Source organism: Streptomyces sp. HUAS 15-9 (genome assembly GCF_025642155.1).
Classification (GTDB): domain Bacteria; phylum Actinomycetota; class Actinomycetes; order Streptomycetales; family Streptomycetaceae; genus Streptomyces.
Window position 1 is genome coordinate 1,435,580 of sequence record NZ_CP106798.1, and the last position, 26,033, is coordinate 1,461,612.

Consider the following 26,033-nt stretch of genomic DNA (forward strand, 5'->3'; position numbering starts at 1 on the left):
CGCGAACGGAAGACGACTCATTCTTTTCTGACGTGATGTCAGAGGATCTGGGCACCGACGGGGACCTGGACCACCTCCTCTGGCACGACGTGGGAGAAGAGGGGGCCGCATGACCGTCACTCAGCGCCGGGGCCGGAAGATCATGATGACGCCGGGCGAGCTGGACGAATTCCTGACCACTCAGCGCACCTGCCGGGTCGCCACCGTGTCCGCGGACGGCGCCCCGCACGTGAGCGCGCTGTGGTTCGCCTGGGACGGCAAGTCGCTGTGGCTGTACTCGGTGGTGCGCAGCAAGCGGTGGGCCGATCTGAGCCGTGATCCGCGGGTGGCGATCGTGGTGGACTCCGGTGAGGAGTACGACCAGTTGCGCGGCGTCGAGCTGTCCGGAACCGTGGAGTTCGTGGGCGAGGTCCCGCGCAGGGGCGAGTTGTGCGCCGAACTCGACACCGCGGAGACCCTGTTCGCCCGCAAGAACTTCGGTCTGGACGAGATGCCGCACGACGGTCGGCACGCCTGGGCGCGGCTGACCCCGGAGAAGGTCGTCTCCTGGGACTTCCGCAAGCTGGGCTCGGTGTAGGGCTGTTGAGCCGACGTCGGCCCCGTTCGGCTCAGCCGACTGTCGCGGCCGCCGCCTGCAGTGCCTCCACCGCCGCGCGGATGGAGGGGCGGCGGTCGGCGTCGGCCCGCCAGACGACGTACACATGACGGCGCACGCGCTGCTTGAGCGGAACCATGACGACGCCCGGGGGCACCGGGTGCCGTCCCAGCAGCGGTGCGATGCATACCCCCAACCCTGCTGCCACCAGGGCGAGTTGGGTGTGGGTCTCGGCGGCACGATGGCCGACGTTCGGCTCGATGCCGCGCGAGCGCAGCGTGAACATGAGCCACTCGTGGCAGAACTCGCCCTCGCCCCAGGTGATCCACTCGTCCTCGGCGAACTCCCCGAGGTCCACCTCGCCCCGGTCCGCGAGCCGGTGGCCGGCCAGCATGGCCACATCGGCCGGGTCGTCGAGGAGGGGTGCCTTCACCAGACCGTCCGGGACCGGCATCGGCTTGTTGTACCAGTCGAGGACGACGGCGAGATCGAGGTCGCCGCGGACGACTCCGGCGATGCCGTTCTCGGGCTCCAGTTCGCTGGAGCGCACCCGCAGCGCCGGGTGCCGGGCGCGCAGGGCCGTGAGCGCGGCGGGGAACAGTCCGCGGGCGGCGGTGGGGAACGCGGACAGCCGCAGCTCGCCGACGACCTGCCCGCGATGCGCCTCCAGATCGGACTGGGCGAGCTCCACCTGGGACAGGATCCGCGCCGCGTGCTCGGAGAGCAGTCGTCCCGCGTCCGTGAGGCGCACCCCCCGCCCGTTCTTGGCGAGGAGCCGCTGTCCCACCTCCCGCTCCAGCTTGCCCATCTGCTGCGAGACCGCGGACGTGGTGACGTGCAGCGCCTCGGCCGCGCCGCTGACCGAGCCGTGCCGGGCGAGGGCATCCAGGGTGCGCAGGCGCTCCAGGTTCAACATGTAAGCAATACTACGAGGTATCGCGTGAAAAATCTCGATTGTGCTACGAGGTTGCCCTCGGCATCGTAGGGTCCATGACCACCGTCACCACCCCCCGCACCGAGGCCGCCACCGCCCGGCAGCCGCGCACCCGCCTCGACTGGCGCCTCCGCTTCGGCGCCCTGTCCCTGATATGGGGCTTCAGCTTCCTGCTCATCAAGGTGGGCACGCAGGGGTACGCGCCCTTCCAGGTCACCCTGGGGCGGCTGGTGTTCGGTACGGCGGTGCTCGCCGCGGCGATGGCGGTCAAGCGGGAGCGGCTCCCGCGCGGGGCGCGCACCTGGGGCCACTTGGCGGTCGCCGCGTTCCTGCTGAACGCCCTGCCCTTCTCCCTCTTCGCCTACTCGGAACTCACCGTCCCGTCGACGCTGGCGGGCATCTGCAACGCCACCTCACCGCTGTGGGGCATGGCGCTGTCCCTGGTCGCTCTCTCGGAGGACCGCCCGACCCGGGTTCGCTTCGCCGGCCTCGGCCTCGGTTTCCTCGGGGTGTTGACGGTGCTCGGCGCGTGGCAGGGATTCCATGGCCTGGATGCCACGGGTACGGCGATGGCTCTGCTGGCCTCCCTCAGCTATCCGATCGGGTGGATCCATGTCCGGCGGACGCTGGCCGGGACGGGGCATTCGCATCTGGCGATGACGGGGGCGCAGTTGTTGATGGCCACGGGGCAGCTGGCCGTTGTGACTCCGCTGTTCACTTCGGTTCCGGGCCACTTCTCTCTTGTTCCGCTGCTTGCCGTTGCCGCGTTGGGTGCGCTGGGGACCGGGCTGGCCGTTCTCCTCCAGTACGGGTTGGTTGCCGAGGTCGGCCCCACCACGGCTCAGATGGTGACCTACTTCATCCCCGTGATCGCCACCGCGGCGGGGGTTGCCATTTTGGGGGAGTCGCTTCGGTGGACCACTCCGGTGGGAGCAGTGATCGTTCTTGCGGGGGCGGCGCTTACTCAGGTGAGGCTCAAGAGGGGTGCCTCTTAAGGCCGTAAGTGCCTACACATAAGGCCTGACCGGCATTGGGCCCACCGCCGCCGCCACCGCATCCGCCAAAGGGCCGGTCTCCTCCGGGGTCAGCGTCGAGATCGTGATGCGGATTCCGGGTGGGGCGTTCAGGCGGAAGCGGGCACCCGGGGAGACGGCCCAGCCCGCGTGCAGGAGGCGGGCCACCGCGCCTGTCTCGTCAGGGACCGGTACCCAGACGTTCATGCCGCTGCGGCCGTACGAGGGGACCCCGCGCTCCGCGAGCGCGTCGATCAGCAGGTCCCTGCGGGTCCGGTACGCCGCCGCCACCGCCGGGCCGTCCACCGCGCCCTCCTTCCAGAGGTGGACCACGGCGCGTTGCAGCAGGCGGCTCACCCATCCCGGCCCCAGCCGCTGTCTTCCGCGCACGCGGTCGACGGTGACGGAGTCGCCGGTGAGCACGGCGAGGCGCAGATCGGGGCCGTACGCCTTGGCGACGGAGCGGACGAAGGCCCAGTGGTGGGTGACACCGGCGAGGGGGTGCGGGGGCAGGTCGACGATACCGTGGCCGTGGTCGTCCTCGATCAGCAGGGTCTGCGGGTATGCGCGCAGCACGGAACGCAGGGCACGCGCGCGAGTGGCGCTCACAGAAGCACCGGTGGGGTTCTGCGCGCGGGCGGTGACGATCAGGGCACGCGCTCCGGAGGCGAGGGCGGCGCGCAGGTCCTCGGGGCGCGGGCCCTCGTCGTCGACGCCCACGGGGGCCGTGCGCAGCCCCAGCGCCGGTACGAGGTCGAGGGTCCGGCCCCAGCCGGGGTCCTCGACGGCGACGGCGTCCCCCGGTTTGAGGTGTGCCGCGAGGACGCGCTCCACGGCGTCCAGTGAACCGGAGGTCACGGTGAGCGGCCCGTCGGGCACCCCGACGGTGTCGAGTTCGGCACGCGCGATCCGGGCCAGCTCCGGCTCGACAGGCTCGGCTCCGTAGAGCACCGGCTCCCGGTCCGCCTCCGCCGCCACCGCCGCGAGGGCGTGCGTGAGCGGAGGCAGCAGTGCCGGGTCGGGGTTGCCACTGGACAGGTCCCGCACCCCGGCCGGTACGGCCACATGCAGCTGCTCACGTCCCGTGGTGGCCGGCTTGGGCCGGATACGGCTGCCACGGCGCCCTGCCGTCTCGATGACCCCGCGCTCCCGCAGGGTGCGGTAGGCGGCGGCAACCGTATTGGGATTCACTCCCAGCCGGGCGGCCAACTCTCTCATGGGCGGCAGCAGTTGGCCCGGTTCCAGGTCACCGGCCCCCACCACGCGCTCGACGCTCGCCGCGATCTCCGCTGCGCCGCGACCTTCGATCGGATAATCTCCTAGCACAAAAGAGATTATGCACTAGTGCAATGGAGAGCCGCCATGCAGGGGACCCAGCAGACGCCGCCGTCGGCCGCCTACACCCCGACCGACCGCACCGTCCCGACGCGCGCCGCCGAGAAGGCGTCGTACGACAAGGAGCTGGTGCACTCGATACTCGACGAGGGCTACGTCTGCCACCTCGGCTTCGTCCGCGACGGCGCACCGGTGGTGCTGCCCACGCTGTACGGCCGGGTCGGCGAGCGGCTCTATGTGCACGGCTCCACCGGGTCGCGCCCGCTGCGGATGACGGGCGGGACCGACCCGGGGCTCGCGGTGTGCCTGACGGTCACCCATGTCGACGGGCTGGTCCTGGCCCGCTCCGCCTTCCACCACTCGATCAACTACCGCTCGGTCGTGGTGCACGGCACCGCCCACCAGGTCACCGACCCCGAGGAGCTGCGACTGGCCCTGGACGCGCTGGTCGACCATGTCGTACCGGGGCGCTCCGCCGACTCCCGGCCCGCCAACAAGAAGGAACTGGCGGCCACCGCGGTCATCCGGCTCGACCTGGACGAGGTCTCCGCCAAGGTCCGTACCGGCGGCGCGAACGACGAGCCCGAGGACCTGTCCCTCGCCCACTGGGCCGGCGTCGTCCCGCTGCGCAAGGGGTACGACGCACCGGTCGCGAACGCCGACCTCGTCCCCGGCACAGAGCTCCCCGACTACCTCAGGGCGCTGTGATGCTGATCCACCCCTGGGACGCGCCCCGCGACGACACCGAGTGGCAGACCTGGCTGGCCGCGCATGACTTCGGCCAGCTCGCGGTCAATGGACTGCCCGGTGAGCCGCCCTTCGTGCAGCCGCTCCACTTCGCCTTCGACGCCGCCCGCGGCGAGGCGGTCACCCACCTCGCCCGCCCCAATCCGCTGTGGCCCGCCCTGGAGGCGAACCCGCGGGTGCTGCTGAGCGTGGTCGACGACTACGTCTATGTGCCCGGCCCCTGGCAGGCCGCGCCGGACGGCCCGCCCGAGCACGGCGTCCCGACGAGCTTCTACACCGCCGTCCAGCTGAGCTGCACGGCCCATGTCGTGGACGACCCGGCGGAGAAGTCCGACATGCTCAACCGCCAGGTCGGTCACTTCCAGCCGGAGGGCGGCTCGTCCCGGGCGACACCGGACGAGGCTCCGTACGGTCGCCTGCTGTCCGGCATCCGCGGGCTGCGGCTCGTGGTGACCGAGGTACGGGCGAAGTTCAAGTACGCGGGCAAGAAGCCGGAGGAGGTGCAGGACCGGATCGCCGGCGCGCTGGCGGGGCGGAGCGGGCCGGGGGACGACGCGGCGCGGGAGCACCTGGTGCGCAGGCGAGGGGCGTGTGCGTGACCGGACGGGCCGGCCGGGGTTCACTCGGCGGGCTGTGCCGCCGTTCCCCGGGCGGCGAGTTCGCGTCGGGGTGCGCCGCTCGCCACCGGGTCCGCGGAGCCCTTCGCGGGCGTCGAGGACTGCGCGATGAACGCGCCGACCAGGACGACCGCACCGCCGACGACCTGGGGCGCGGAGAGGTGTTCGCCGAGGAGCACCCAGGCCAGCACGGTCGCGACGACCGCCTCCAGGCAGGCCACGACGCCGGCGACCTGCGGGGAGAGCCGCCGCACGGACACCACACCGGTGACATAGGCGATGACCGTGGCGACCAGGACGATCCACGCGAGCAGGACGGCGGCCGGGACCTGGGAGCCGTTCAGGTGGGCGGTGCCGGAGAGGACGGACCAGTCCATGGACCAGGGGCGGGCCACGGCGGTCAGCACGAGGGCGCCGATGAGCAGTCCGTACGCGATGACACCGAGTGGGTCAGGCGCCTCATCGCCCGCGTCGCTGCCCTGGTCGGACAGGACGAAATAGCCGACCTGGCAGCAGGCCGCGCCCAGGGCGAGCAGCAGCCCCAGCGCGTCGAAGCCCAGCCCCGACCAGACCTCGACGACACAGGCGAGGCCACCGGCCGCGAGGACCACACCGAGCGCGGCGGCACGGGTGACCGGCCGGCGCTGCACGAATCGCACCCAGCCGAGCACCAGGGCGGGGGCGAGGTACTCCACGAGCAGCGCGACCCCGACCGGGATGCGTGAGATCGCGGCGAAGTAGCAGGCCTGGACGCCGGCCACGGCGAGCAGTCCGAACCCGGTGAGCAGCGCGGGGCGACGGCGCACGAGGCCCCGGTGGCGCACGGCGAGCGGCAGCATCACCAGCGCGGCCCCGGCCACCCGCAGCCACACCACGTGCAGCGGGTCGAGTCCCGCCTCGATCAGCGGCTTGGCCGCGACACCGGATCCCCCGAAGGCGAGCGCCGAGGCGAGCGCGAGGCCGAGCCCGACACCCTTCCCGTGGCTGCCCTGGCTGCTTTCAGACGTATGCACCGGCACATGATGACAGGCGATGACATGAGCGTCACCCCCAATGGCACCTGTCTCATCGGCTGGAGGGGCGCACCCTCACCAGGCCGCGCCGCCGTCCCCCGCGTACTCCCCCGGGCCGGTGATCCGGGCCGGCAGGCCGGACACCTCTATCCCGGCGCGCGCGAGCACCTCGACGGCGCGGGCCTGCGGGTCCCGGACGAGCGCTACGAGCAGATCGGTGCCGCCCGCGCGTTCGCCGCCGCGCAGCCGCGCCCGCTCGACGGCGTGGACCATGGCGGCGGAGGCGAGCGGCGACCAGCCGTCGGTCCCCTTCAGGGTGGAAATCACGCCCGAGTCCTCCACGGTGCTCTGCCAGCGCAGCCCGTAGCCGATGCTGCGCTGGACGAGATAGCCGAGCAGCCGGGCGATCTGCGCAGGCTCGCCGATCACGGCCCGTACGTCGGGATCGGACTCCAGGAGCGAGTGCAGCAGGTGGGCGGTGTCGATCTGCCGGTCCCCGTCCCGAACGGCCCTGCGGCGGGCACCAGCGACCACCGCTGCCAGCTCGGCGCTGAGCCCGGCATCGTCATCCGCGCGAAGGATTCCCTGGTCGTGGGCGGACTGCTGGGGAATACGGGGTTGCACATCCCCTACCCCATCAGCCTCTCGGGCCGAGGTCATCGCCGGGGGGAAGCATTTTCGCGTCCCACGGAGAGTGGACAACCCCGGCCGCAATCTCCTCCTTACGGAGGAGATCAGGCCGATGTGGTTGCGGGAGGGCGCGCCGCCTTGCCTCACGCCCAGCGGTGTCGCCCGCTCCGAGTCTCGACCCTGCCTGTGGCCTCGCCCCCGTGGTCTCGACTCTCCACATTTTCTGACAGTTCATCAGTATTGAATGTTCCAGGCCCTGCGGCTACGTTCCGCGACACCACAGCCCGACACGAAGAGGTGGTCGCATGGCCGAAGTCAGCGCGGAGGCACGCATCGGGGCACCGGCCGAGAAGGTGTGGGCGCAGCTCACGGACTGGCCGGCGTACGGGGAGTGGAACGCGACCCACACCAACTTCCCCAAGGGCGGCCCCGAGACCCTGGCGGTGGGCGGCACCTTCCAGGAGAACATGAAGCTGATGGGGTTCCCGGCCGAGGTGGAGTGGACCGTCGAGGAGCTGGAGCCGGCCCGGGTGCTCGCCATTCGCGGCAAGGGCCCGATGGCGGTGACCGTCGCCACGCGCTACACGCTCACCCCGGACGGCGACGCCACGACGGTGCGTATCGACGGCGAGTTCACGGGCGCCGCCGTGTCGCTGATGGCGGGCAAGCTCAAGGACTCGGCGACGGCGGCCCTGAACGAGTCGCTGCGCAAGCTGGGCGGGCTGGTGGCCTGAGACAGCGAGACAGAGGACATGACGGAAGGCGCCCCGCGGAGTGCTCCACGGGGCGCCTCGGTCCGTGCCCTCGCTCCTCGCGAGGAGGGCGGTCAGTCCTCGTCGGCGAGGATCAGATACAGCTTCTTGCGGGCGTCGTTGATGACGGCCAGCGCCTTCTCGCGCTGTTCCTTGCTGCCGGTCTTCCAGACCTGCCCGAAGGCCTCCATCAGACCGAAACCGGCCTGGCGGATCTCACCGAGGGCCTCCCAGTCGACCCCGCGCGAGGCCTCCTCCCAGGGGGCGTCGGGCCCCTCGTCGGCCGCGGTGCGGCCGTCCTCGGTGAGCGAGAACAGCTTCTTGCCACCCTCGGACTCGCTGGTGATGAGGCCCTCGTCCTCCAGCAGTTGCAGGGTGGGGTACACCGAGCCGGGGCTCGGCTTCCACGCGCCGCCGCTGCGTTCGGCGATCTCCTGGATCATCTCGTAACCGTGCATCGGCCGGTCCTTGAGCAGGGCCAGGATCGAGGCCCGTACGTCACCGCGCCGCGCCCTTCCCCTGGGGCCGCCGCGCCCTCGGTGCCCCCAGGGGCCCGGTCCGAATCCGGGTCCGCCGGGACCGAAGCCGGGGCCGCCCGGACCGAAGGGCCCGAAGGCCGCCCGCAGCCCCTCGAAACCGCCCCGGTCGTGCCGGGAGCCGCCGCTGTGTCGATGTCCGTGCTCGTATCCGTGCGAACGCATCGCCATCACTCCATTCCATCGTTGATCTGTCGCGATGCATCAACGATATATCGGAACCGATCGGATGACAAGGGCCCAGCTCTTTGTGGCTACGAGCGAGGCTTTTACCGGGCCGGAGTGGCGTTATGCCCAGAAAACCCAGGTCGCGCTGCCGGACGGCATGGCCGGAGTCCTCCTGCCTCCACCAGGCCGGCACTCTCTGCTCGACGGGTCTGTAATGTGCGGCAATGACAAGAAGCGAGCGGCTCGCGGAGCAGTTGGACTGGTACTGGCGCAAGAACCTGCGGCCACGGCTGGACGGTCTTACCGACGAGGAGTACTTCTGGGAGCCGGTGCGCGGCTGCTGGAGCATCCGCCCACGTGGCACGTCGGCCGCACCTGTGTCGGCAGGTTCGGGGAAGTGGACTATGGACTCCGCGTCCCCTGAACCGGTGCCGGCACCGGTGACCACGATTGCCTGGCGGCTGGCGCACATCATCGTCTCGTGCCTGGGCTATCGGGTCGGATGGCACTTCGGCGGCCAGGACGTCGACTCCCAGACATTCGCCTACGCGGGGACCGCTGACGAGGCGCTGAAACAGCTCGATGAGATGTATGGGAGATGGAACGCGGGGGTCCGCGAGCTCTCGGACGCTGACCTGGACAATCCGCCCACGGTGGGTCCCGAGCGGTTTCCCATGGAGAACAGGGTCCTGCACGTCAACAGGGAGCTGATCCATCACGGCGCCGAGATTTCCCTGCTGCGCGACCTCTACCGCTGGCAGGACGGAGCCGTACCGCACCGAATATGACTTTCGGTAACCGGCGATCGAGCTTCGGAAACTCACGTGGACTCCGTGACGCTCCATGGCTGCTGCCGCCGAGAGGCCTCACGGTCTTTGACCGCCGTTCTGCGCAGGTAGAAGGCCCTGGCATCCCGGGCGAGCGCCACGCCAGGGCCTTCTACCTGCATGTTCGGAGTTGGCGAAGCTTCCATGAACATCACCAAGGCCGCTTCCCACCGTGCTCAACCTTCGATGAGACAGGACAGGCGGCTCCGCCGCTCGCGGACTCAGGCGTTCCAGCTCCACTCCGCGACTTCGGGCAGGTCAACGCCGTGCTCGCGGATCCAGGCGTGGTGGCGGGTGCGGGTGTCGGCCATCTGCTGGCGCACGCCGGCGGCGCCCGCCGCGAGGTCGGGGACGCGGTCGATGACGTCCATCACCAGGCGGTAGCGGTCGAGATCGTTGCGCACGACCATGTCGAACGGCGTGGTCGTGGTGCCGGACTCCTTGTAGCCGCGCACGTGCAGGTTCCGGTGGCCGGTGCGGCGGTAGGCGAGGCGGTGGATCAGCCACGGGTAGCCGTGGTAGGCGAAGATCACCGGCTTGTCGGTGGTGAAGAGTCCGTCGTACTCGAAGTCGGTCATGCCGTGCGGATGCTCCTCGCGCGGCATCAGCCGTGTCATGTCGACCACGTTGACAACGCGCACCGCGAGCTGGGGCAGATGCCTGCGCAGCAGCTGGGCCGCGGCCAGCACCTCCTGGGTGGGCACGTCCCCGGCGCAGGCCAGCACCACGTCCGGTTCGCCGCTGTTCTCCGTGCCGGCCCACTCCCAGATACCGGCTCCCCGCGCGCAGTGGACCCGGGCCTGGTCCATGGACAGCCAGTCGAAGCACGGCTGCTTCCCGGCCACGATCACGTTCACGTAGTCCCGGCTGCGCAGGGCGTGGTCCGCGACCGACAGGAGCGTGTTGGCGTCCGGCGGCATGTACACGCGCACGACCTCGGGGCTCTTGTTGAGGACGTGGTCGACGAAGCCGGGGTCCTGGTGGGAGAAGCCGTTGTGGTCCTGGCGCCACACGTGCGAGGTCAGCAGGTAGTTGAGGGAGGCGATGGGCGCGCGCCAGGGCAGGTCCCTCGAGGTCTTCAGCCACTTGATGTGCTGGTTGACCATCGAGTCGACGATGTGCACGAAGGCCTCGTAGCAGGAGAACAGTCCGTGCCTGCCGGTGAGGAGATAGCCCTCCAGCCAGCCCTGGCAGAGGTGTTCGGAGAGGATCTCCATCACCCGGCCGTGCCGCTCGAGGTGTTCGTCGACCGGCAGGATCTGTGCCTGCCAGGCCTTTCCGCTGGCGTCGAAGACGGCCTGCAGCCGGTTGGAGGCGGTCTCGTCGGGGCCCACCACTCGGAAGTCCCGGCGTCCGCTGGTGTCCTTCATGACCTGTTCGAGCAGGGCGCCGAGGACCCGGGTCGGCTCGTGCAGCGTCGTCCCCGGCTTGTCGACGGGGACCGCGAAGTCGTCGAGGCCGCGGATCGGCAGGTCCCGTACCAGGAGGCCGCCGTTGGCGTGCGGCGTGGCACCGAGCCGCTTGTGGCCCTCGGGAAGGCAGGCCAGGACATCGGCCACGGGCCTGCCGTCGGCACCGAAGAGTTCCTCGGGCCGGTACGAGCGCAGCCAGGCCTCCAGCTGCCGCAGATGCTCGGGGTTCTCGCGCACACCGGCCAGCGGGACCTGGTGGGCGCGCCAGGTGCCCTCGACCGGCTCGCCGTCCACCTCGGCCGGACCGGTCCAGCCCTTCGGCGTGCGCAGCACGATCACCGGCCAGTGCACGCGCTCGCCGACGCCGTCCTCGCGAGCGGTCCGCTGCGCCACCGCGATACGGTCCAGCGCCTCGTCGAGCGCCGCGGCCATCGCCCGGTGCACCTCGGCCGGGACGTCGCCGGTCACATGGATCGGCTCATGACCGTATCCCCGCAACAGCTCGTCGAGTTCGGACTCGGGAAGACGGGAGAGCACCGTCGGGTTGGCGATCTTGTACCCGTTGAGGTGCAGGATCGGCAGGACCGCTCCGTCGTGCACCGGGTCCAGGAACTTGTTCGAGTGCCAGGAGGCGGCCAGCGGTCCGGTCTCCGCCTCGCCGTCGCCGATCACACAGGCGACCAGCAGGTCCGGGTTGTCGAGGGCGGCGCCGTAGGCGTGGGCGAGCGAGTAGCCGAGCTCGCCGCCCTCGTGGATCGAACCGGGCGTCTCCGGGGCCACATGGCTGGGCACGCCGCCCGGGAACGAGAACTGCCTGAACAGCCGCTCCATGCCCGCCGCGTCACGCGACACGTCCGGATAGGTCTCGCTGTAGCTGCCCTCCAGCCAGGAGTTGGCCACCACGGAGGGCCCGCCGTGCCCCGGCCCCCAGATGGCCAGCGCGTCCAGGCCACGCGTCCTGATCACGCGGTTGAGGTGGGTGTACACGAGGTTGAGGCCGGGCGAGGTGCCCCAGTGACCGAGCAGCCGCGGCTTGATGTGCTCCGGCCGCAGTGGCTCGGTCAGCAGCGGGTTGGCCATCAGATAGATCTGGCCCGCCGCAAGGTAGTTGGCGGCGCGCCAGTGCGCGTCCAGGGTGCGCAGCTCGTCGTCGGAAAGTACGGTGGCGTCCTGGTGTTCGACCTTGGACATGGGTGAGACTCCGGAAGTCGTCGACGTAGGGGTCATCGGGCGGTGGAGGCGGCATGGCCGACAAACAGGCGGCGGAGCTGCCGCGGAAGGTGTACGAGAAGGAACTGCTGCGCCTGCAGACCGAGTTGGTGAAGCTGCAGGAGTGGGTGCGGGCGGAGGGTGCCCGGCTGGTGGTCGTCTTCGAGGGGCGGGACGCGGCGGGCAAGGGCGGCGCGATCAAGCGGGTGACCCAGTTCCTCAATCCGCGTGTGGCACGCGTCGCGGCGCTGCCCAAGCCGACCGAGCGCGAGCGCACGCAGTGGTACTTCCAGCGGTATGTGGAGCACCTGCCGGCCGCCGGGGAGATGGTGCTGTTCGACCGGTCCTGGTACAACCGGGCCGGTGTCGAGCATGTGATGGGCTTCTGTACGCAGCAGGAGTACCAGCGCTTCCTGCGCCAGTGCCCGATCTTCGAGCGGATGCTGGTGGAGGACGGGATCCTGCTGCGCAAGTACTGGTTCTCGGTGAGCGACACCGAGCAGCAGGAGCGGTTCCGGCGGCGCCTGCACGATCCGGTGCGACGCTGGAAGCTGTCGCCGATGGACCTGGAGTCGATCACCCACTGGGAGGCCTACTCCCGGGCCAAGGACGAGATGCTGGTGCACACCGACGTCTCCGAGGCGCCCTGGTACGTCGTCGAGAGCGACGACAAGCGCCGCGCCCGGCTGAACATGATCGCCCATCTGCTGGACTCCGTCCCGTACCACGAGGTGAAGCCGCCGGTGCTGGAACTGCCGGAGCGACCGCCGTCGGCCGGCTACGAGCGCCCGCCGCGGGATCTGCAGACATACGTCCCGGACCACGCGGCGAGCCTGTGAACCACCGCCCACCGCGGTCACGCCCGATGGGGTACGACCGCGACGGGGCAGGCGGCGTGGTGCAGCACGCCGTGGGTGACGCGGCCGAGCTGGAGCCCGAAGGAGCCCCGCGTGCGCCGGGCACCCACGACCAGCAGGCCCGCGTCGCGCGAGACGTCCAGCAGCACCCTGCGCGCGTGGCCCTCGACGGTACGCCGTCGCAGGTCGACGCCAGGGTGCTGCTCGGCCGCCTCGCTCACGGCCGCTTCCAGGGTCTCGGCGGCCCGCTCCTCGTGCAACCGGGCGGAGTCGCCGACGGCCGGATGCGCCGGGTGCCGCCAGGCGCGTACGGCCTCCAGGGGCACCCCGCGCAGCTCCGCCTCCGCGGCGGCGAAGCGCACCGCCGCCGAACCGGCCGGCCCCTCCCCACGCCCACCACGATCCGGCCGTGCGTCTCGGGCCCACCGCGCCGGTCCTGGCCGCCGCGGAGCACGACGACCGGGCAGTCGGCACGGGCGGCCACGGCCAGGCTGACCGAACCGAGCAGCATCTCGGCGACACCACCACGGCCCCGGGCGCCCATCACCAACGCGGACGCGTCGCGGCTCTCGGACACCAGCGCGTATTCGGGTTCCTCGGGCCGGACGTCGGTGGTGATCTTCACTCCCGCCTGGCGCCTCGCCGCACGCCGGGCCGCCGTGGCGACGATGCCATCGGCCATCACCTGCTCGGACGGCCTGCCCGCGTCCTGCACCAGTGAGGTGCCCTCGTAGCGCTCCCACAGCGAGGCGTACACCAGCCGCAGCGGCACCCCGCGCAACGACGCCTCGTCGGCCGCCCAGTCCACCGCGCGCAGACTCGGCTCCGAGCCGTCGACCGCCACGACCAGTGGCAGGTCCACCGCGCTCACCGCCCGGCCCCGGGATCCAGGGGCCCACCAGGGGCCCGGACAACCGCTGCCTTCATGGGTTTCCTCTCCTCCGGGGTGGGTCGGTCGAGTCCTGGTCGGCCGCGTCCTATGGGTCAGTCGTGCGCGACCACGGCGACCGGAGCGGTGGCGTGGTGCAGGACGATGTGGGTGACGGGACCGATGTGCGCGCCGAGGGGGTTGCGGCGGATCCGCCGGCCCACGACCAGCAGGGAGGCTTCGCGGGCGGCGTCGACCAGGTGGTCGGCGGGGGTTCCGCAGTGGCACTCCGTGGTGACCTCGACGCCCGGGAACTTCTGCCGCCAGGGCTGGAGGATCTCGGTCAGGGGGGTCTTTTCGCCGAGTGTCTCGGGCGCCTCGGGCGCCTGGATCACGAGGTCCGCGGTGACGGCTTCCGTGTAGTACGGCGGTGGGGTCCAGCCGTGGACGACACGCAGGGTCGTACCGCGCCGGGCCGCCGCCTGGAACGCGAACCCGATCAGCTCCTCGTCCGGGGAGTCCACGTCCAGGCCCAGGACCACGGGGCGGAACGGTGTCGCGGCGGACGGGATGCCCGCCGGGTCCATCTCGTGCTCGTCGGCGGCCTGCTTGCCCGCCCTGACCAGCACGACGGGTCGTTCGGCATGGGCGACGACCGAGAGTCCGACCGAGCCGACCATGAATCCGGCGACGCCGCCCAGTCCGCGCGAGCCGAGGACCAGCAGTTCGGCGTCCTTCGCCGCGTTCGCGAGGACCTCGCCGGGCGTGCCGGACAGCTGCTCGGTGGTCACCTCGAGGCCGGGGTGGCGCAGGGCGATGCCTTCGGCCGCCTCGCGGGTGATCCGGTCGGTCCAGTGCTGGTGGGTCTCGGACCCGAGCAGCGGTGCCTGTGCCATGGGCTCCGGTACCGGCTCCCACACCTGGAGCAGCTTCAGCGGCAGACCGAGCAGCTCTGCCTCGCGGGCCGCCCATTCGGCCGCGGCGCGGCTCTCTGCCGAGCCGTCCAGGCCGACCGTGACGGTGCGGGTCATGATCTCCACCTCCTGAGTGGGGGTTCCCGGTTCGAGCCTCGTGCAGGGACCGGGCCTGGGGCAGGGGCCGCAGGTCCCGGAGAAGGGCCGTTGGGCCCTCGGGGAGCCGGGGCCCGGAGTCCGCCGACGCGGAGGGGGTCGGCGGCGGACACGGCGGCCAGGACGATCAGGAGGACGGCGCGCCTCATCGACGCCCTCCTCATGGTGCCCGCGACGGCCACGATCCGCAGCGCGATGCCTCCGACCAGGGCAGCTCCGAGGCCGAAGGCCGATGGCCACAGGGCTGAACGGTCCCGCACGCGGGGCTCGTTGGGCTCGTCGGCGCGGGCGTGGCGGGCGAGTTCGCGGATACGTCTCGCGGCGGGTCGTACGTCGGTGGATCATGAGGTCAGGCACGGAGAGGGGTGGCGCATGTCCCAGGGCTCGGCCGCACACGCTTCGTGGTGGCGCCATCCGGTACCGGGGCTCGCGGTCCTGCTCCGCTACCGCCGCTCGTGGCTGAGGGGCGACCTGCTGGCCGGCGCGACCGTCGCCGCGTATCTCGTGCCGCAGGTCATGGCCTATGCCGGAGTGGCCGGGCTGCCGCCGGTCACCGGACTGTGGGCGATCCTGCCCGCGCTCGCGCTGTACGCGCTGTTCGGTTCCTCCCGGCTGCTCTCGGTCGGCCCCGAGTCCACGACGGCCCTGATGACGGCCACCGTGGTCGGTCCGCTCGCGGCGGGCGACTCCGGGCGGTACGCGATGCTGGCGGCCGCGCTCGCGGTCACGGTCGGTCTGCTGTGCGTGGTGGCGTGGGCGGTGCGGCTGGGCTTCCTCGCCGACCTGCTCTCACGGCCGGTCCTGATCGGCTATCTCGCGGGCGTGGCGCTGATCATGACCGTGGATCAGCTGACGAAGCTCACCGGAATCGCCACGACGGGCACCGAGTTCTTCCCTCAGGTCTGGTCGTTCGTGACGCACCTGTCCGACGCCCACGCGGCCACGGTCGTCTTCTCGGCCACGGTGCTCGCGTTCCTGTTCGTGGTGACGCGGTACGCCCGCATGCTGCCGGGACCGCTGCTCGCGGTGGTTCTCGGCACGGCCGCGGTGGTGGCGTTCGACCTCGACGACCGGTACGGCATCAAGGTGATCGGCGAGGTCCCGTCGGGAGTGCCGGACCTCGCCCTGCCCGACCTGGGCGACCTGCCGCGTCTGGTGCTGCCCGCGCTCGGTGTGCTGATCGTCGCGTACACGGACTTCATCCTCACCGCGCGGGCGTTCACCGGCGGCGCCGACGAGGGCCCCGGCCTGGACGCCAACCAGGAGTTCCTCGCGCTGGGGACGGCCAACCTCGGCGCCGGTGTGCTGCACGGCTTCCCGGTGAGCAGCAGCGCCAGCCGCACCGCGCTCGCCTCCTCGGCGGGGGCCCGCAGCCAGGCGTACTCCCTGGTGGCGGGGGCCGCGGTGCTCGCCGTCCTGCTGTTCCTCAGCCCGCTGCTCTCCCGCACCCCCTCGGCCGTGCTCGGCGCGCTCGTCGTCTACGCGGCGGCCCGCATGATCGACTTCGCGGGTTTCCGCCGGCTGGCGTCCTTCCGCCGCCGGGAACTCATGCTGGCCATCGGCTGCCTGGCCGGGGTGCTCGCCCTGGACATCCTGTACGGCGTGCTGGTCGCCGTCGGGCTGTCGGTGGCCGAGCTGCTGACGCGGGTGGCCCGGCCGCACGACGCGGTCCAGGGGCTGGTGCCCGGGATGGCCGGCATGCACGACGTGGACGACTACCCTGCGGCCCGTACGATCCCCGGCCTGCTGGTCTACCGCTACGACTCGCCCCTGTTCTTCGCCAACGCGGAGGACTTCCGGCGCCGGGCGCTGGCCTCGGTCGACGAACAGACCGCTCCCGTGCGCTGGTTCGTCCTGAACACGGAGGCCAACGTCGAGGTCGACATCACGGCCCTGGACGCGGTCGACGAACTGCGCCGTGAACTCGTCGGGCGGGGCATCGTGTTCGCCCTCGCCCGGGTCAAGCAGGACCTCCTGGACGATCTGCGGGCGTACGGCCTGGAGGAGTCCGTCGGACCGGATCTCATCTTCCCGACGCTGCCGACCGCCGTGGCCGCCTACCGGAGTTGGCGCGAGGGCCGGGCGCCGGGTGAGGACAACGCTCCCGGTGGGGACGGCGCTCCGCGTGGGGACGGCGCTCCGGGCGGCGACGACCGCGGCTGAACCGATCCTCGAGCCGTTCTTCAGCGACCCCGCCAAGCATCGTCGGCGGGCCCTCGGCACGGGTGCGACCGCCGTGGGGACCGACGGGAGCCGAGTGGCCCGGCCGACGGGCCGGGTGGCCCATGGCCGGCCGTTCCCGACGGATTCACGCTGGCCTCGGCAGTTCCTACGCGCCGCCGGGAGGCACGCCATGATCACTACCCGTACGCCCAGCATGCTGCAGGCCCTGCCCGCCGAGCACCGGCAGCAGCTGATGCGCATCGCCCGGGAGGTGTCCTTCCCGCAGGGGACACGCCTGTTCGAGGAGGGTGGGCGTGCCGACCGGTTCTGGATCCTCCGCACCGGCAGCATCGAACTCGACATGCATGTGCCCGGCCGCAAGGCCGCCGTCATCGAGATGCTCCGGCCGAACGAGCTGGTCGGCTGGTCCTGGCTGTTCTCGCCGCACATCTGGCACCTGGGGGCCGAGGCGGTGACGCCGGTGCGCGCGTACGAGTTCGACGCCGAGGCCGTGCGCACCATGTGCCGGGAGGACGCGGCGCTGGGCAACGCCGTCGCGCTGTGGGTCGGCGACGTACTGGCCCACCGGCTGCGTTCCGCCAGGGGCCGGCTCCTGGACCTGTACGCCCCGTACGGCGCCGGCAGCCTCGTCTGACCGGTCCGGCGCCGACGACGACCCGGTGGGCCCCGGTCAGTGGGGCCGGACGGCCCTAGTACGTCCGGCCCCGGCGAGTGAGGATCGGCCTCACGGACTGCCCACAGGCGGTCCGCCACCGGGGAGCGAGGGATCGCCATGGCCGACACAGGCACTTTCGACGAGCGGAATCCGATCCGCGTGTTTCTGCTCGACGATCACGAGGTCGTACGGCGCGGTCTGACCGACCTGCTCGACGGCGAGCCCGACATCTCCGTGGTCGGCGACGCGGACAGCGTCGAACAGGCGCTGGTCCGTGGTCCCGCGCTGCGCCCGAATGTCGCCGTGCTGGACGTCCGTCTCCCCGACGGCGACGGCATCACGGTCTGCCGGGAGCTGCGCAGCCGGATGCCGGAACTCGCGTGTCTGATGCTCACGTCGTTCGACGACGAGGACGCGCTGCTGGACGCGATCATGGCCGGGGCGTCGGGCTATGTCCTCAAGCAGATCAAGGGCTCGGACCTGATCTCGGCGGTGCGCACCGTCGCTTCGGGCCAGTCGATGCTGGACCCGGCGACCACGGCTCGCCTGATGCGCTCGCTGCGCGCGGACCCGGCGGACACACCGGCCATGCCGGCCGAACTCGCGAGCCTGTCGCCGCGCGAGCGCGACATCCTCGCCCTGATCGGCGACGGCCTGACCAACCGCGAGATCGGCAAGAAGCTCTACCTCTCCGAGAAGACGGTCAAGAACCACATCTCCCGCCTCCTGGCCAAGCTCGGTGTCCAGCGCCGCGTCCAGGCCGCGGTCCTCGCCTCCCACCTGGACCAGCTGGAAACCGGCGACCACGCCACACGCTGACCCCCCGCACCCCCGTCCCCTCTCCCGCCCCTCCGGGGCGCACGGTGAAGCCCGCGCCCCGGCCGATGTCAGCCCCCGCGCCCCCGCGCCCCCGTCCCCTCCCCCGCGACGCACGCTGCGCGGTGAAGCCCGCGCCCCGGCCGCTCTCCCGACTCCCACCCCCGGGGACGCACCGCGACATCGGTCCAGCATCCCCGAATTGGCCTTGGTGCCCCGGTGCGCGGGGCGTCTAGCGTCGGCGTATGCGGATTCGTATCGTCGATGCCTTCACCGACCGTCCCTTCGCCGGCAACCCGGCCGGGGTTCTGCTCCTCGACGCCTTCCCGGACGACGACTGGCTCCAGAGCGTCGCCATGGAGGTCAATCACGCCGAGACGGCGTTCGCGCACCCGCTGCCGGAGGGCGGTGCGGCGGACTGGGCGCTGCGCTGGTTCACGCCCGTCGCCGAGGTCGCGATGTGCGGGCACGCCACGCTCGCCACGGCCCACGTCCTGTACACCAGCGGCGCCGACGAGGGCCCGGTGCGGTTCGCGACCCGCAGCGGTGTGCTCGTCGCCACGCCCGGCGAGGACGGCTGGATCACCATGGACTTCCCGACCGCGTCGCTCACCGCGGTCGAGGTCCCGGCCGGGGTCGCCGAGGCGCTCGGCGCGGAGCCGCTCACGGCGTTCGACACCGGGCCGAACGTCGGGGACCTGGTGGTGGAGCTGGCCGACGAGAAGACCGTCCTCGGGCTCGCCCCCGACCACAAGGCGCTCGGCGCCTACTCCGCGCGCGGCATCATCGCCACGGCTCGCGCCGAGGACCCGGCCCGCGGATACGACTTCGTCTCGCGATGCTTCTTCCCCAACGTCGGCATCGACGAGGACCCGGTCACCGGCAGCGCCCACACCGCCCTGGCCCCCTACTGGTCCGAGCGCCTGGGCCGCCCCGATCTGACCGGCCTCCAGGCCTCCCGGCGCTCCGGTCTGGTCCGCACGGGACTGCGCGGCGACCGCACCCTGCTGACCGGCCGCGCGGTCACCACGATCGAGGGCGAGCTGCTCACGCCGTAGGTAGCCAGCCCACCTTCCCCGCCAGCAGCGCGTATCCCACGAACGCCCCGATGTCGAGCAGGGAATGCGCCACCACCAGGGGACCGACCCGGCCCCAGCGCCGGTACAGGTAGACGAACACCACACCCATGACCATGTTGCCGAGGAAGCCGCCGATGCCCTGGTACAGGTGGTACGAGCCGCGCAGCACGGAACTGGCCACCAGCGCGGTGCCGGGGGTCCAGCCCAACTGGCCCAGTCTGCGCAGCAGATAGCCGACGACGATCACCTCTTCGAGGATCGCGTTCTGCAGCGCCGAAAGGATCAGCACCGGGTACTTCCACCACACGTCGGGCAGCGCCTCGGGCACCACGGTGAGGTTGAAGCCGAGGCCGCGGGCGGCCAGGTAGAAGGCGATCCCGGTGCTGCCGATCACGGCCGCGACTCCCGCTCCGCGACCGAGGTCTGGCCAGGGGCGGGTGCGGTCGAAGCCCAGGGTGCGCAGGCTCTCGCCCTCGCGCATCAGCAGGTGGGCGACGAGCAGGACGGGCACGAGTGCCGACGCGATACCGAAGAGCTGCCAGGCGAGATCGAGCCAGGGGCGGCCCGGCGCGGCGGAGGCGTTGAGGGTGGCCGCCTGGTCCTTGAGGCCGCCCGGTTTCGTGACCGATCCGACAAAGCTGATCAGGGCGGACACTCCGCTCGCGCCCAGCGAAAGCCCCAGAACGAGCAGCGTCTCGTCCCGGAACATCCGGCGCGAGGGCCGCTCCAGCGGATAAGAATCGGCCACCGGGTCCGCCTCCACCTGCACACCTGCCTCCAGTTGGGTAATCCCGCCCCATGCTCATCTTCGCCCCGCTAGTGTCTCGAAAGCAGTTACGAAGAAAGTGCGCCACGGACTGTCGGGGGGACAGGGAGGGGCACCACCGTCATGGGACGTCACAGCTTGCCCGATCGGTACGGGGCGGGCACGGCCGACCCCCGCCCCCGCGCCCGTCGCCGCAACTTGGCCATCGCGACCGCCCTCGTCCTCACCGTCGCCGGCGGCACGGCCGTCGCCGTGCAGAGCGGGCTGCTCTCCTTCGGCTCCTCCTGCCAGGACGACGCGGTGCGGCTGACGCTCGCCGCCTCCCCCGACGTGGCCCCCGCCCTGGAGGCGGCTGCCGGGCGGGCCCGGAAGCAGAACCTCACCTCCGACGGGAACTGCGTGGCCGTCACGGTGAGCGCGCAGGACTCCGCCGAGGTCACGGACATCCTGAGCGCGGGCCGGAAGCCCGACGCACAGGTCTGGGTCCCCGATTCGGACGTATGGGTGCAGCGGGTCACGGCGGACGGCACGGCCACACAGGTGACGCCGGAGGGCAGTGTGGCCGCGACGCCGGTGGGCGTGGCGATGCTGCCCGCCGCCGCGAAGTCGCTGGGGTGGCCGAAGAAGACGTACACCTGGCCCGAACTGGCCGGGGCCGCCCTCTCGGACGACTCGCTCGGGCTGGGCGCGGCGGACCCGGCGCGCAGCGCGACCGGGCTGCTGGCGCTCACCCGGCTGAGCGCGGCCGCCGACAAGGCGAAGGGCGGGGCCACCCAGGCCGCGGCCATGATGAAGGCGCTGTCACGGCGCGTCTCCGCGACCGACGGCCAGGTCCTGGGCACGCTGCCCCACGACTCCTCGGGTACCGAGCGGGGCAACCCCAGGCGCAACCAGGCACTGATCCTCAGCGAGCAGGCGGCGTTCACCCACAACTCGAAGGCCGGGGGCGGCACAGACCTGGACTTCTTCTATCCCACGGACGGTTCGCCGACGCTCGACCACCCCTACACGCTCGTCGACGAGCCGGAGCTGACCACCGACGAGAGCCGGGCCGCGATCCGGTTCATGACGTATCTGCGGGAGCCCGCACAGCACAGGCTCCTGGAGAAGTACGGCTTCCGCACGGACGACGACTCCGTGTCGGCGTCGGTCGTCGCCGCGGCGGGCGGCCGCAGCCCGCAGCCCTACGCGGAGCCGTCCCCGGAGCCGGCCTCCGACACCGCGCTCCAGGAAGCGCTGGGGACGTGGACGATCACGGTGCAGAGCGCCCGGATCACCACGGTCGTCGACGCCTCCGCCTCCATGTCGGAGCCGGTGGCGGACACGGGCCGGTCCCGTATGGATGTCACCAGGGCCTCGCTGCTCCAGGCCCTCGCCACCTTCACCCCCGAGGACGAGATCGGTCTGTGGGAGTTCGCCACCAGGCTGGACGGCGACAAGGACTACCGCGTCCTGGTGCCGACCGAGCGGCTGGGCGACCGCAAGGGCAGCGGCACCCAGCGGGACCGGCTGTCGGCGGCGTTCCGCGGGCTGGAGCCGGTCCCCGGAGGTGCCACCGGCCTGTACGACACCACGCTCGCCGCGTACCGGGCGGCCACCTCGTCGTATGTGAAGGGCAAGTTCAACGCGCTGGTCGTGCTGACCGACGGGGTGAACCAGGATCCCGGCAGCATCTCCCGCGCCGGCCTCGTCTCCGAACTGCAGGGGCTCAGCGACCCCGAGCGCCCGGTGCCTCTCATCGTCATCGCCGTCGGTCCGGAGGCCTCCGGGAAGGAGGCCCAGGAGATCGCGCGGGCCACCGGCGGCTCCGGCCACGAGGTCAGCGACCCCGCCCAGATCCACTCGGTCATCCTGCAGGCCATCGTGGCAGCGGGGGCACGGAACGCCTCGGGCTGACCGACGGCCCTGCCTCGGTGCGCGGCCGTGCCGCCCTCACCCCAACGGCACCGGCTCCGGCAGGCCCACCGGCCAGGTGTGCACCGGCTCCCCGATGTGCATCAGCTCGCGGTAGCGACGGGTGGTGGCGGCCAGCGCGGCCTTCCGGGACAGGCCCTGTTCCAGGGCGCGGTGGAAGGTCGCCGACTGCCAGCTCGCTCCGTTGACGCGGCGGCGGCAGCGCTCCTCGATGACGCCCAGAAGGTGGTCCCGGTCGGCGGCTTCGACGCCCCACGCGTCCAGGCCCGCCTCGGCCAGCGGCAGGAGTTCGTCGCGTACGAGGGTGACGGCCTCGACCTCGGCCGTACCGCCGTAGCGTCCGCGCCGGGGCCAGACGAAGCGGGCGTCGATGCCGTGCCGGCACGCGGCGTCGAAGTTGGCCTCGGCCGTCGCGAAGGGCAGCCGGGTCCACACCGGGCGGGACTCCTCGGCGAGGGCGCGGACGACGCCGTAGTAGAAGGCGGCGTTCGCGATGACGTCGGTGATGGTCGGTCCGGCGGGCAGGACCCGGTTCTCCACGCGCAGGTGCGGAACGCCGTCGGCGATGCCGTAGACCGGACGGTTCCAGCGGTACACCGTGCCGTTGTGCAGGACGAGTTCGGCGAGTTTGGGCACGCCTCCCTCGTCGAGCACCCGTAGCGGATCCTCCTCGTCGCAGATGGGGAGCAGGGCCGGGAAGAAGCGCAGGTTCTCTTCGAACAGTTCATGGGCGGAGGAGATCCACCGTTCGCCGAACCAGGTGCGCGGCCGCACCCCCTGGGCCTGCAGTTCCGGCGGGCGGGTGTCGGTGGACTGCAGGAACAGCGGCGGTCTCGACTCACGCCACAGCTCGTGGCCGAACAGGAAGGGCGAGTTGGCGCCGACGGCGATCTGGGCCGCGCAGGCGGCCTGCGCCGCGTTCCACACGTCGGCGAAGCGGCCGGGGGTGACCTGGAGGTGCAGTTGGACGGAGGTGCACGCGGCCTCGGGCACGATGGACTTCGAGGTGCAGGCGAGGTGTTCCACCCCGTCGATGTCGAGCACGAAGTCCTCGCCGCGGGCGGCCACGATCTGGTCGTTGAGCAGGGTGTAGCGGTCCACCTCGGAGAGGTTGGAGGAGACCAGGTCGTCCCGGTCGAGCGTGGGCAGGATGCCGATCATCACGATTCCGGCGTCCAGTTCCCCGGCCTTGCGGTCGGCGTACGCCAGCGAGGTCCGCAGTTCCTCGGCCAGCCGGTCGAATACCCGGCCACCCAGGCGGTGTGGGGCTATGTTGACTTCCAGATTGAACATGGCGAGTTCTGTTTGGAAATCGCGGCTCGCGATACGTTCGAGTACCTGACCGTTCAGCATTCTCGGCATACCGTCGGAACCGGCGAGATTCAATTCGATCTCGACGCCCATGAGATTCTTCGGGCGGTCGAACCGTTTCTCCACCAGGAGCCGCTCCAGTCCCGTCAGACACTGCCGGAGCTTTGCCCGGTAGTGCTGGCGATCGGACAGGTCGAACGCACCTGCCACGACCTTCTCCCCCATCGAAGCGTCCCTCCTCGATCGGGCGGGCCGAGGATCCGGCCGCCGGGTGTCCCGGGTCAGGTGGGATGATGCCCAGCCGAAGCGATCGATAACGTCCCACGGGGACCCGGGGCCCGCTACTCTGTTGGAATGTGTCCCGGGGCACATTCACGGGGCATGGGGCATCACGCACCTTCGGGTGCCCCGAGAGCCTCGTGAAAAACGCCGACGACATTCGGCCGACCGCTCCTGAAGTGTATTCCGAGGTCAGCGGGTATCCGCCGGGCGGGGAATCGGGATGATTCCCGCGAATCAACGGCTGAATAGCGCGTTGTTCGCGACGCCGGAAACGGCTAGTGGAAACATCATATGAACAACCGTCGTATAAACTCCGCGAACAAGGCAGAAGGTTGGCGCCCACGGTCCTGGTTCCTGCCGTCAAGGTGACGTGCGGCAGACCTCATCCGCACCCTCGCTCACCGGCCCGGGCCCCCGCCTCTCTGACCCCATCGAGCTGACAGCGCCGTCCGCCCCCTCCCTCGCGCCGCCGCGCCTGTCGAATGAGAGGCGACCCACCATGCCGCTGCAAGTCCCCCCTGCCCCCGCGCCCGCACTTCGCTCCGTCCTCACGGCCCTCGGTTCCCCCACCGCGGTCCGCGAGGCCCGAACCCCCTCCCTGCGCAACGCCCAGGGACCCGCCACACCCGAACTCCCGCTGCCCGTACATGTGCTGGACCGGATCACTCCCGAGGGTGCGTCCGCCACCCGGCTCACCGGGTGGCGATTCCTGATCCGGTGCGGTGATCGCGCGGTGGCCGCGGCCGAGACCAGGCTGATGCCGGACGGCTGGGCGTTCTCGCACTTCTTCGAGGGCCCCTACATCGCCGCCACGGAACACGCCCTGCGCCAGGCCGAGACGATGCAACAGCCCTACCAGCCCCGTCTGCTCTCCGTGCCCGGCCTGTACATGCTCACCCTGTGGCTGCACGGCGACTGCGCGGCGGACGGCGCCGAGGGCCATCCGGCGGCCGCGGACCTGCTCGTCCCACTGGCGCCGGCGCCACCGGGCATCGCGGCCCACCGCCCGCACCGGGTCGCCGAGCTGCTTCCGGTGCTGACCCACCGGGTGACTCCCGTGCCACTGCTCGGCTCACCCGCCTGACACACCCCTTTCGTACCCCGTCTCCAATTTCCGGAGGCGGGGTACGACTGCATTTCCGCGAGGATTACCCACCCCCCGCGCTCGTACGAGCAATAATGCGCTCCGACGAGCCGAAAAAGGTGTCCGGCCCGACCGGACTAGCCCCATCCGGCCATCCCGAACCACCCGAAGTGGCTGCCCAGTTGGGATGAACCAGTCGCGTGGCCGATGCGTCATCAACCTGTGAGAAAGCGGTGCTGCGAAATCCCTGCGGATTGACGCCCGGAGAGCAACACTGGGTTCCGACCGACTTAATCGCAACGGGGGACGAACATGACCACGACACAGCGAAAGATCCCATCAATGTGCCAGCACCAGCCGCCGTGCCCGACAGCCGAATCCGCCGACCGGGAGTCCGCCCGACTCGTGGCGCACCACCCGGAGCAGGGATGGAGCCTGCTGTGCAACGGCGTTCTGCTCTTCGAGGACACCGGTGAGCTCCTGCCGGACGGCCAGATCATCGCCCCGCACCGCCCGCTGGGTGCCGACGTGGTGATGACGGCCGCCTGAGTACCACCTTCAGCACCACCCCGGGCGGTCCGCCGCTCCGCCCGGCGACATGAGGGGCCGGCTCGCACGCCCTTGGTGCGCACCGGCCCCGACGCGTGTCCGAGGGCGACTACTCTTCGTAGTCGGTCGAGTGCGCCGGCCCGGTGCGGCGGTACGCGAACCAGTCGGGACGCCTCGGACACTCAGGCGGTACGGGAGCATGCACACCACCACATCGGTACGGGCCCACAGCACGGTCGCCAGCAGCAGGCCGCGCTGGACGATCGGCAGCGTGGCCGTCAGCGCCCCGGTCCCCGCGACCACCAGCGCCAGCACGATCGCCTCGGGGCCGTACGCCACCGAGGCCATCGCGTCCAGCGACAGCGCGGCAAGACCGGTGACGGCGGTCAGACGGTGCCGCTCGCCGGTATCGGGTGGCTCCTCGCCGGCGGGGACGGCGCCCGGTTCGACGGTCAGTACGGACATGGGTGGATGCTCCTTGGGACGAGACGAGACGGGACGAACGGCCGCGGCACTGGAGGCTGAACGGCCGCGAGCGGAGGGCCCCGCGCGGTGCACCAAGGTTCTGTCCCGATCCGGCCCCCCGGCGGCTCCTTGCGTGTTCTTCGCGCCGAACCCCGCGACCTTGTCGTGCTCTTGACGGGCGTGTGACGCGGGCAACGCCCCGGCCTGGCCGCGCCGGCGTCAAGAAGGGAGGAACGCTCGTCAGAGTCGCGTCAAGGCGGGCCGCAGCAGCGTTCTGCCGGCTCCCGGAGTCCCTACGCTCGGGCACATGGAGCACCGTGTGCCGTACGACCGCAGCTGGGCCGA

Annotated in this window: 24 protein-coding genes and 1 pseudogene; 14 read left to right on the forward strand and 11 right to left on the reverse strand. The window is 71.3% G+C overall.

Going from position 1 to position 26,033, the window contains the following annotated elements; translation table 11 throughout:
* Window positions 1–109: 109 nt before the first annotated feature.
* Window positions 110–577, forward strand: coding sequence for a pyridoxamine 5'-phosphate oxidase family protein (locus N8I87_RS06505; RefSeq protein ID WP_263206313.1), 468 nt, complete (start codon window positions 110–112; stop codon window positions 575–577).
* Window positions 578–608: 31 nt separating this feature from the next.
* Here the strand turns inward: N8I87_RS06505 and N8I87_RS06510 are convergent, their stop codons facing one another.
* Entirely contained in the window at window positions 609–1,511 is a 903-nt protein-coding gene (locus tag N8I87_RS06510) for a LysR family transcriptional regulator (protein ID WP_263206315.1), read from the reverse strand.
* Window positions 1,512–1,585: 74 nt separating this feature from the next.
* Between N8I87_RS06510 and N8I87_RS06515 the strand changes: the two genes are divergently transcribed.
* Entirely contained in the window at window positions 1,586–2,524 is a 939-nt protein-coding gene (locus N8I87_RS06515) for a DMT family transporter (protein ID WP_263206317.1), read from the forward strand.
* A 12-nt stretch (window positions 2,525–2,536) separates the two neighbouring features.
* Here the strand turns inward: N8I87_RS06515 and N8I87_RS06520 are convergent, their stop codons facing one another.
* Window positions 2,537–3,868 carry an aminotransferase class I/II-fold pyridoxal phosphate-dependent enzyme gene (locus N8I87_RS06520; RefSeq protein WP_263206318.1) on the reverse strand — a complete coding sequence of 444 codons (1,332 nt, stop codon included), beginning with the start codon at window positions 3,866–3,868 and terminating at the stop codon, window positions 2,537–2,539.
* Between the two features lie 36 nt (window positions 3,869–3,904).
* On the opposite strand from N8I87_RS06520, the gene N8I87_RS06525 reads away from it, so the two are divergent.
* Together N8I87_RS06525 and N8I87_RS06530 are read left to right on the forward strand one after the other, a co-directional pair.
* Window positions 3,905–4,585 carry a pyridoxamine 5'-phosphate oxidase family protein gene (locus tag N8I87_RS06525; RefSeq protein WP_263206320.1) on the forward strand — a complete coding sequence of 227 codons (681 nt, stop codon included), beginning with the start codon at window positions 3,905–3,907 and terminating at the stop codon, window positions 4,583–4,585.
* Window positions 4,585–5,223, forward strand: a complete 639-nt coding sequence (locus N8I87_RS06530) for an FMN-binding negative transcriptional regulator (protein ID WP_263206322.1) — start codon at window positions 4,585–4,587, stop codon at window positions 5,221–5,223. Before N8I87_RS06525 ends, N8I87_RS06530 begins: the two co-directional genes overlap by 1 nt.
* A 20-nt stretch (window positions 5,224–5,243) precedes the next feature.
* Here the strand turns inward: N8I87_RS06530 and N8I87_RS06535 are convergent, their stop codons facing one another.
* Together N8I87_RS06535 and N8I87_RS06540 are read right to left on the reverse strand one after the other, a co-directional pair.
* Complete coding sequence (locus N8I87_RS06535) at window positions 5,244–6,260, reverse strand: EamA family transporter (RefSeq protein ID WP_263206324.1); 1,017 nt, start codon at window positions 6,258–6,260, stop codon at window positions 5,244–5,246.
* A 69-nt stretch (window positions 6,261–6,329) separates the two neighbouring features.
* Window positions 6,330–6,878 (reverse strand): Clp protease N-terminal domain-containing protein, encoded by a 549-nt coding sequence (locus tag N8I87_RS06540; RefSeq protein WP_263206325.1) that lies wholly within the window; start codon window positions 6,876–6,878, stop codon window positions 6,330–6,332.
* A gap of 311 nt (window positions 6,879–7,189) precedes the next feature.
* On the opposite strand from N8I87_RS06540, the gene N8I87_RS06545 reads away from it, so the two are divergent.
* Window positions 7,190–7,618 (forward strand): type II toxin-antitoxin system Rv0910 family toxin, encoded by a 429-nt coding sequence (locus N8I87_RS06545; protein WP_263206326.1) that lies wholly within the window; start codon window positions 7,190–7,192, stop codon window positions 7,616–7,618.
* Window positions 7,619–7,710: 92 nt separating this feature from the next.
* Here the strand turns inward: N8I87_RS06545 and N8I87_RS06550 are convergent, their stop codons facing one another.
* Window positions 7,711–8,337: a PadR family transcriptional regulator gene (locus tag N8I87_RS06550; RefSeq protein ID WP_263206328.1), complete on the reverse strand. Its 627-nt coding sequence runs from the start codon at window positions 8,335–8,337 to the stop codon at window positions 7,711–7,713.
* 227 nt (window positions 8,338–8,564) lie between these two features.
* On the opposite strand from N8I87_RS06550, the gene N8I87_RS06555 reads away from it, so the two are divergent.
* Window positions 8,565–9,128 (forward strand): DinB family protein, encoded by a 564-nt coding sequence (locus N8I87_RS06555; RefSeq protein ID WP_263206330.1) that lies wholly within the window; start codon window positions 8,565–8,567, stop codon window positions 9,126–9,128.
* A gap of 260 nt (window positions 9,129–9,388) precedes the next feature.
* Here N8I87_RS06555 and N8I87_RS06560 read toward each other — a convergent pair whose 3' ends face one another.
* Window positions 9,389–11,770 carry a phosphoketolase family protein gene (locus N8I87_RS06560; protein ID WP_263206332.1) on the reverse strand — a complete coding sequence of 794 codons (2,382 nt, stop codon included), beginning with the start codon at window positions 11,768–11,770 and terminating at the stop codon, window positions 9,389–9,391.
* Between the two features lie 53 nt (window positions 11,771–11,823).
* Here N8I87_RS06560 and ppk2 point away from each other — a divergent pair, with 53 nt between their 5' ends.
* A complete protein-coding gene (ppk2, locus tag N8I87_RS06565) occupies window positions 11,824–12,627 on the forward strand; it encodes a polyphosphate kinase 2 (RefSeq protein ID WP_263206334.1) in 804 nt (267 codons plus the stop codon).
* 17 nt (window positions 12,628–12,644) lie between these two features.
* Here ppk2 and N8I87_RS06570 read toward each other — a convergent pair.
* Window positions 12,645–13,507, reverse strand: a pseudogene (locus N8I87_RS06570) (universal stress protein).
* A 122-nt stretch (window positions 13,508–13,629) separates the two neighbouring features.
* On the reverse strand, window positions 13,630–14,544 hold the full coding sequence (locus N8I87_RS06575) for a universal stress protein (RefSeq protein ID WP_263206335.1): 915 nt from the start codon (window positions 14,542–14,544) through the stop codon (window positions 13,630–13,632).
* A gap of 411 nt (window positions 14,545–14,955) precedes the next feature.
* On the opposite strand from N8I87_RS06575, the gene N8I87_RS06580 reads away from it, so the two are divergent.
* The 4 genes from N8I87_RS06580 to N8I87_RS06595 all read left to right on the forward strand — a co-directional run bounded on the left by N8I87_RS06580 (window position 14,956) and on the right by N8I87_RS06595 (window position 19,296).
* Window positions 14,956–16,746: a SulP family inorganic anion transporter gene (locus tag N8I87_RS06580; RefSeq protein ID WP_263206337.1), complete on the forward strand. Its 1,791-nt coding sequence runs from the start codon at window positions 14,956–14,958 to the stop codon at window positions 16,744–16,746.
* A 190-nt stretch (window positions 16,747–16,936) separates the two neighbouring features.
* A complete protein-coding gene (locus tag N8I87_RS06585; RefSeq protein ID WP_263206339.1) occupies window positions 16,937–17,401 on the forward strand; it encodes a Crp/Fnr family transcriptional regulator in 465 nt (154 codons plus the stop codon).
* 138 nt (window positions 17,402–17,539) lie between these two features.
* On the forward strand, window positions 17,540–18,241 hold the full coding sequence (locus tag N8I87_RS06590; RefSeq protein WP_263206340.1) for a response regulator: 702 nt from the start codon (window positions 17,540–17,542) through the stop codon (window positions 18,239–18,241).
* A gap of 242 nt (window positions 18,242–18,483) precedes the next feature.
* Window positions 18,484–19,296, forward strand: a complete 813-nt coding sequence (locus N8I87_RS06595) for a PhzF family phenazine biosynthesis protein (protein ID WP_263206342.1) — start codon at window positions 18,484–18,486, stop codon at window positions 19,294–19,296.
* Here the strand turns inward: N8I87_RS06595 and N8I87_RS06600 are convergent.
* Window positions 19,286–20,086 carry a CPBP family intramembrane glutamic endopeptidase gene (locus tag N8I87_RS06600; RefSeq protein WP_263206343.1) on the reverse strand — a complete coding sequence of 267 codons (801 nt, stop codon included), beginning with the start codon at window positions 20,084–20,086 and terminating at the stop codon, window positions 19,286–19,288. The genes N8I87_RS06595 and N8I87_RS06600 overlap by 11 nt on opposite strands.
* A 120-nt stretch (window positions 20,087–20,206) precedes the next feature.
* Here N8I87_RS06600 and N8I87_RS06605 point away from each other — a divergent pair, with 120 nt between their 5' ends.
* Window positions 20,207–21,979 carry a substrate-binding and VWA domain-containing protein gene (locus N8I87_RS06605; protein WP_263206345.1) on the forward strand — a complete coding sequence of 591 codons (1,773 nt, stop codon included), beginning with the start codon at window positions 20,207–20,209 and terminating at the stop codon, window positions 21,977–21,979.
* Between the two features lie 36 nt (window positions 21,980–22,015).
* Here N8I87_RS06605 and N8I87_RS06610 read toward each other — a convergent pair whose 3' ends face one another.
* The gene (locus N8I87_RS06610; protein ID WP_263206347.1) at window positions 22,016–23,533 is read right to left on the reverse strand and encodes a glutamate-cysteine ligase family protein; all 1,518 of its coding nucleotides are present in this window, start codon (window positions 23,531–23,533) and stop codon (window positions 22,016–22,018) included.
* Window positions 23,534–24,089: 556 nt separating this feature from the next.
* On the opposite strand from N8I87_RS06610, the gene N8I87_RS06615 reads away from it, so the two are divergent.
* Together N8I87_RS06615 and N8I87_RS06620 are read left to right on the forward strand one after the other, a co-directional pair.
* The gene (locus N8I87_RS06615) at window positions 24,090–24,674 is read left to right on the forward strand and encodes a hypothetical protein (protein WP_263206349.1); all 585 of its coding nucleotides are present in this window, start codon (window positions 24,090–24,092) and stop codon (window positions 24,672–24,674) included.
* Window positions 24,675–25,016: 342 nt separating this feature from the next.
* Window positions 25,017–25,223 carry a DUF5999 family protein gene (locus tag N8I87_RS06620; RefSeq protein WP_263206350.1) on the forward strand — a complete coding sequence of 69 codons (207 nt, stop codon included), beginning with the start codon at window positions 25,017–25,019 and terminating at the stop codon, window positions 25,221–25,223.
* Between the two features lie 9 nt (window positions 25,224–25,232).
* Here N8I87_RS06620 and N8I87_RS44290 read toward each other — a convergent pair whose 3' ends face one another.
* Window positions 25,233–25,688: a hypothetical protein gene (locus tag N8I87_RS44290; protein WP_411577200.1), complete on the reverse strand. Its 456-nt coding sequence runs from the start codon at window positions 25,686–25,688 to the stop codon at window positions 25,233–25,235.
* Window positions 25,689–26,033 lie beyond the last annotated feature (345 nt).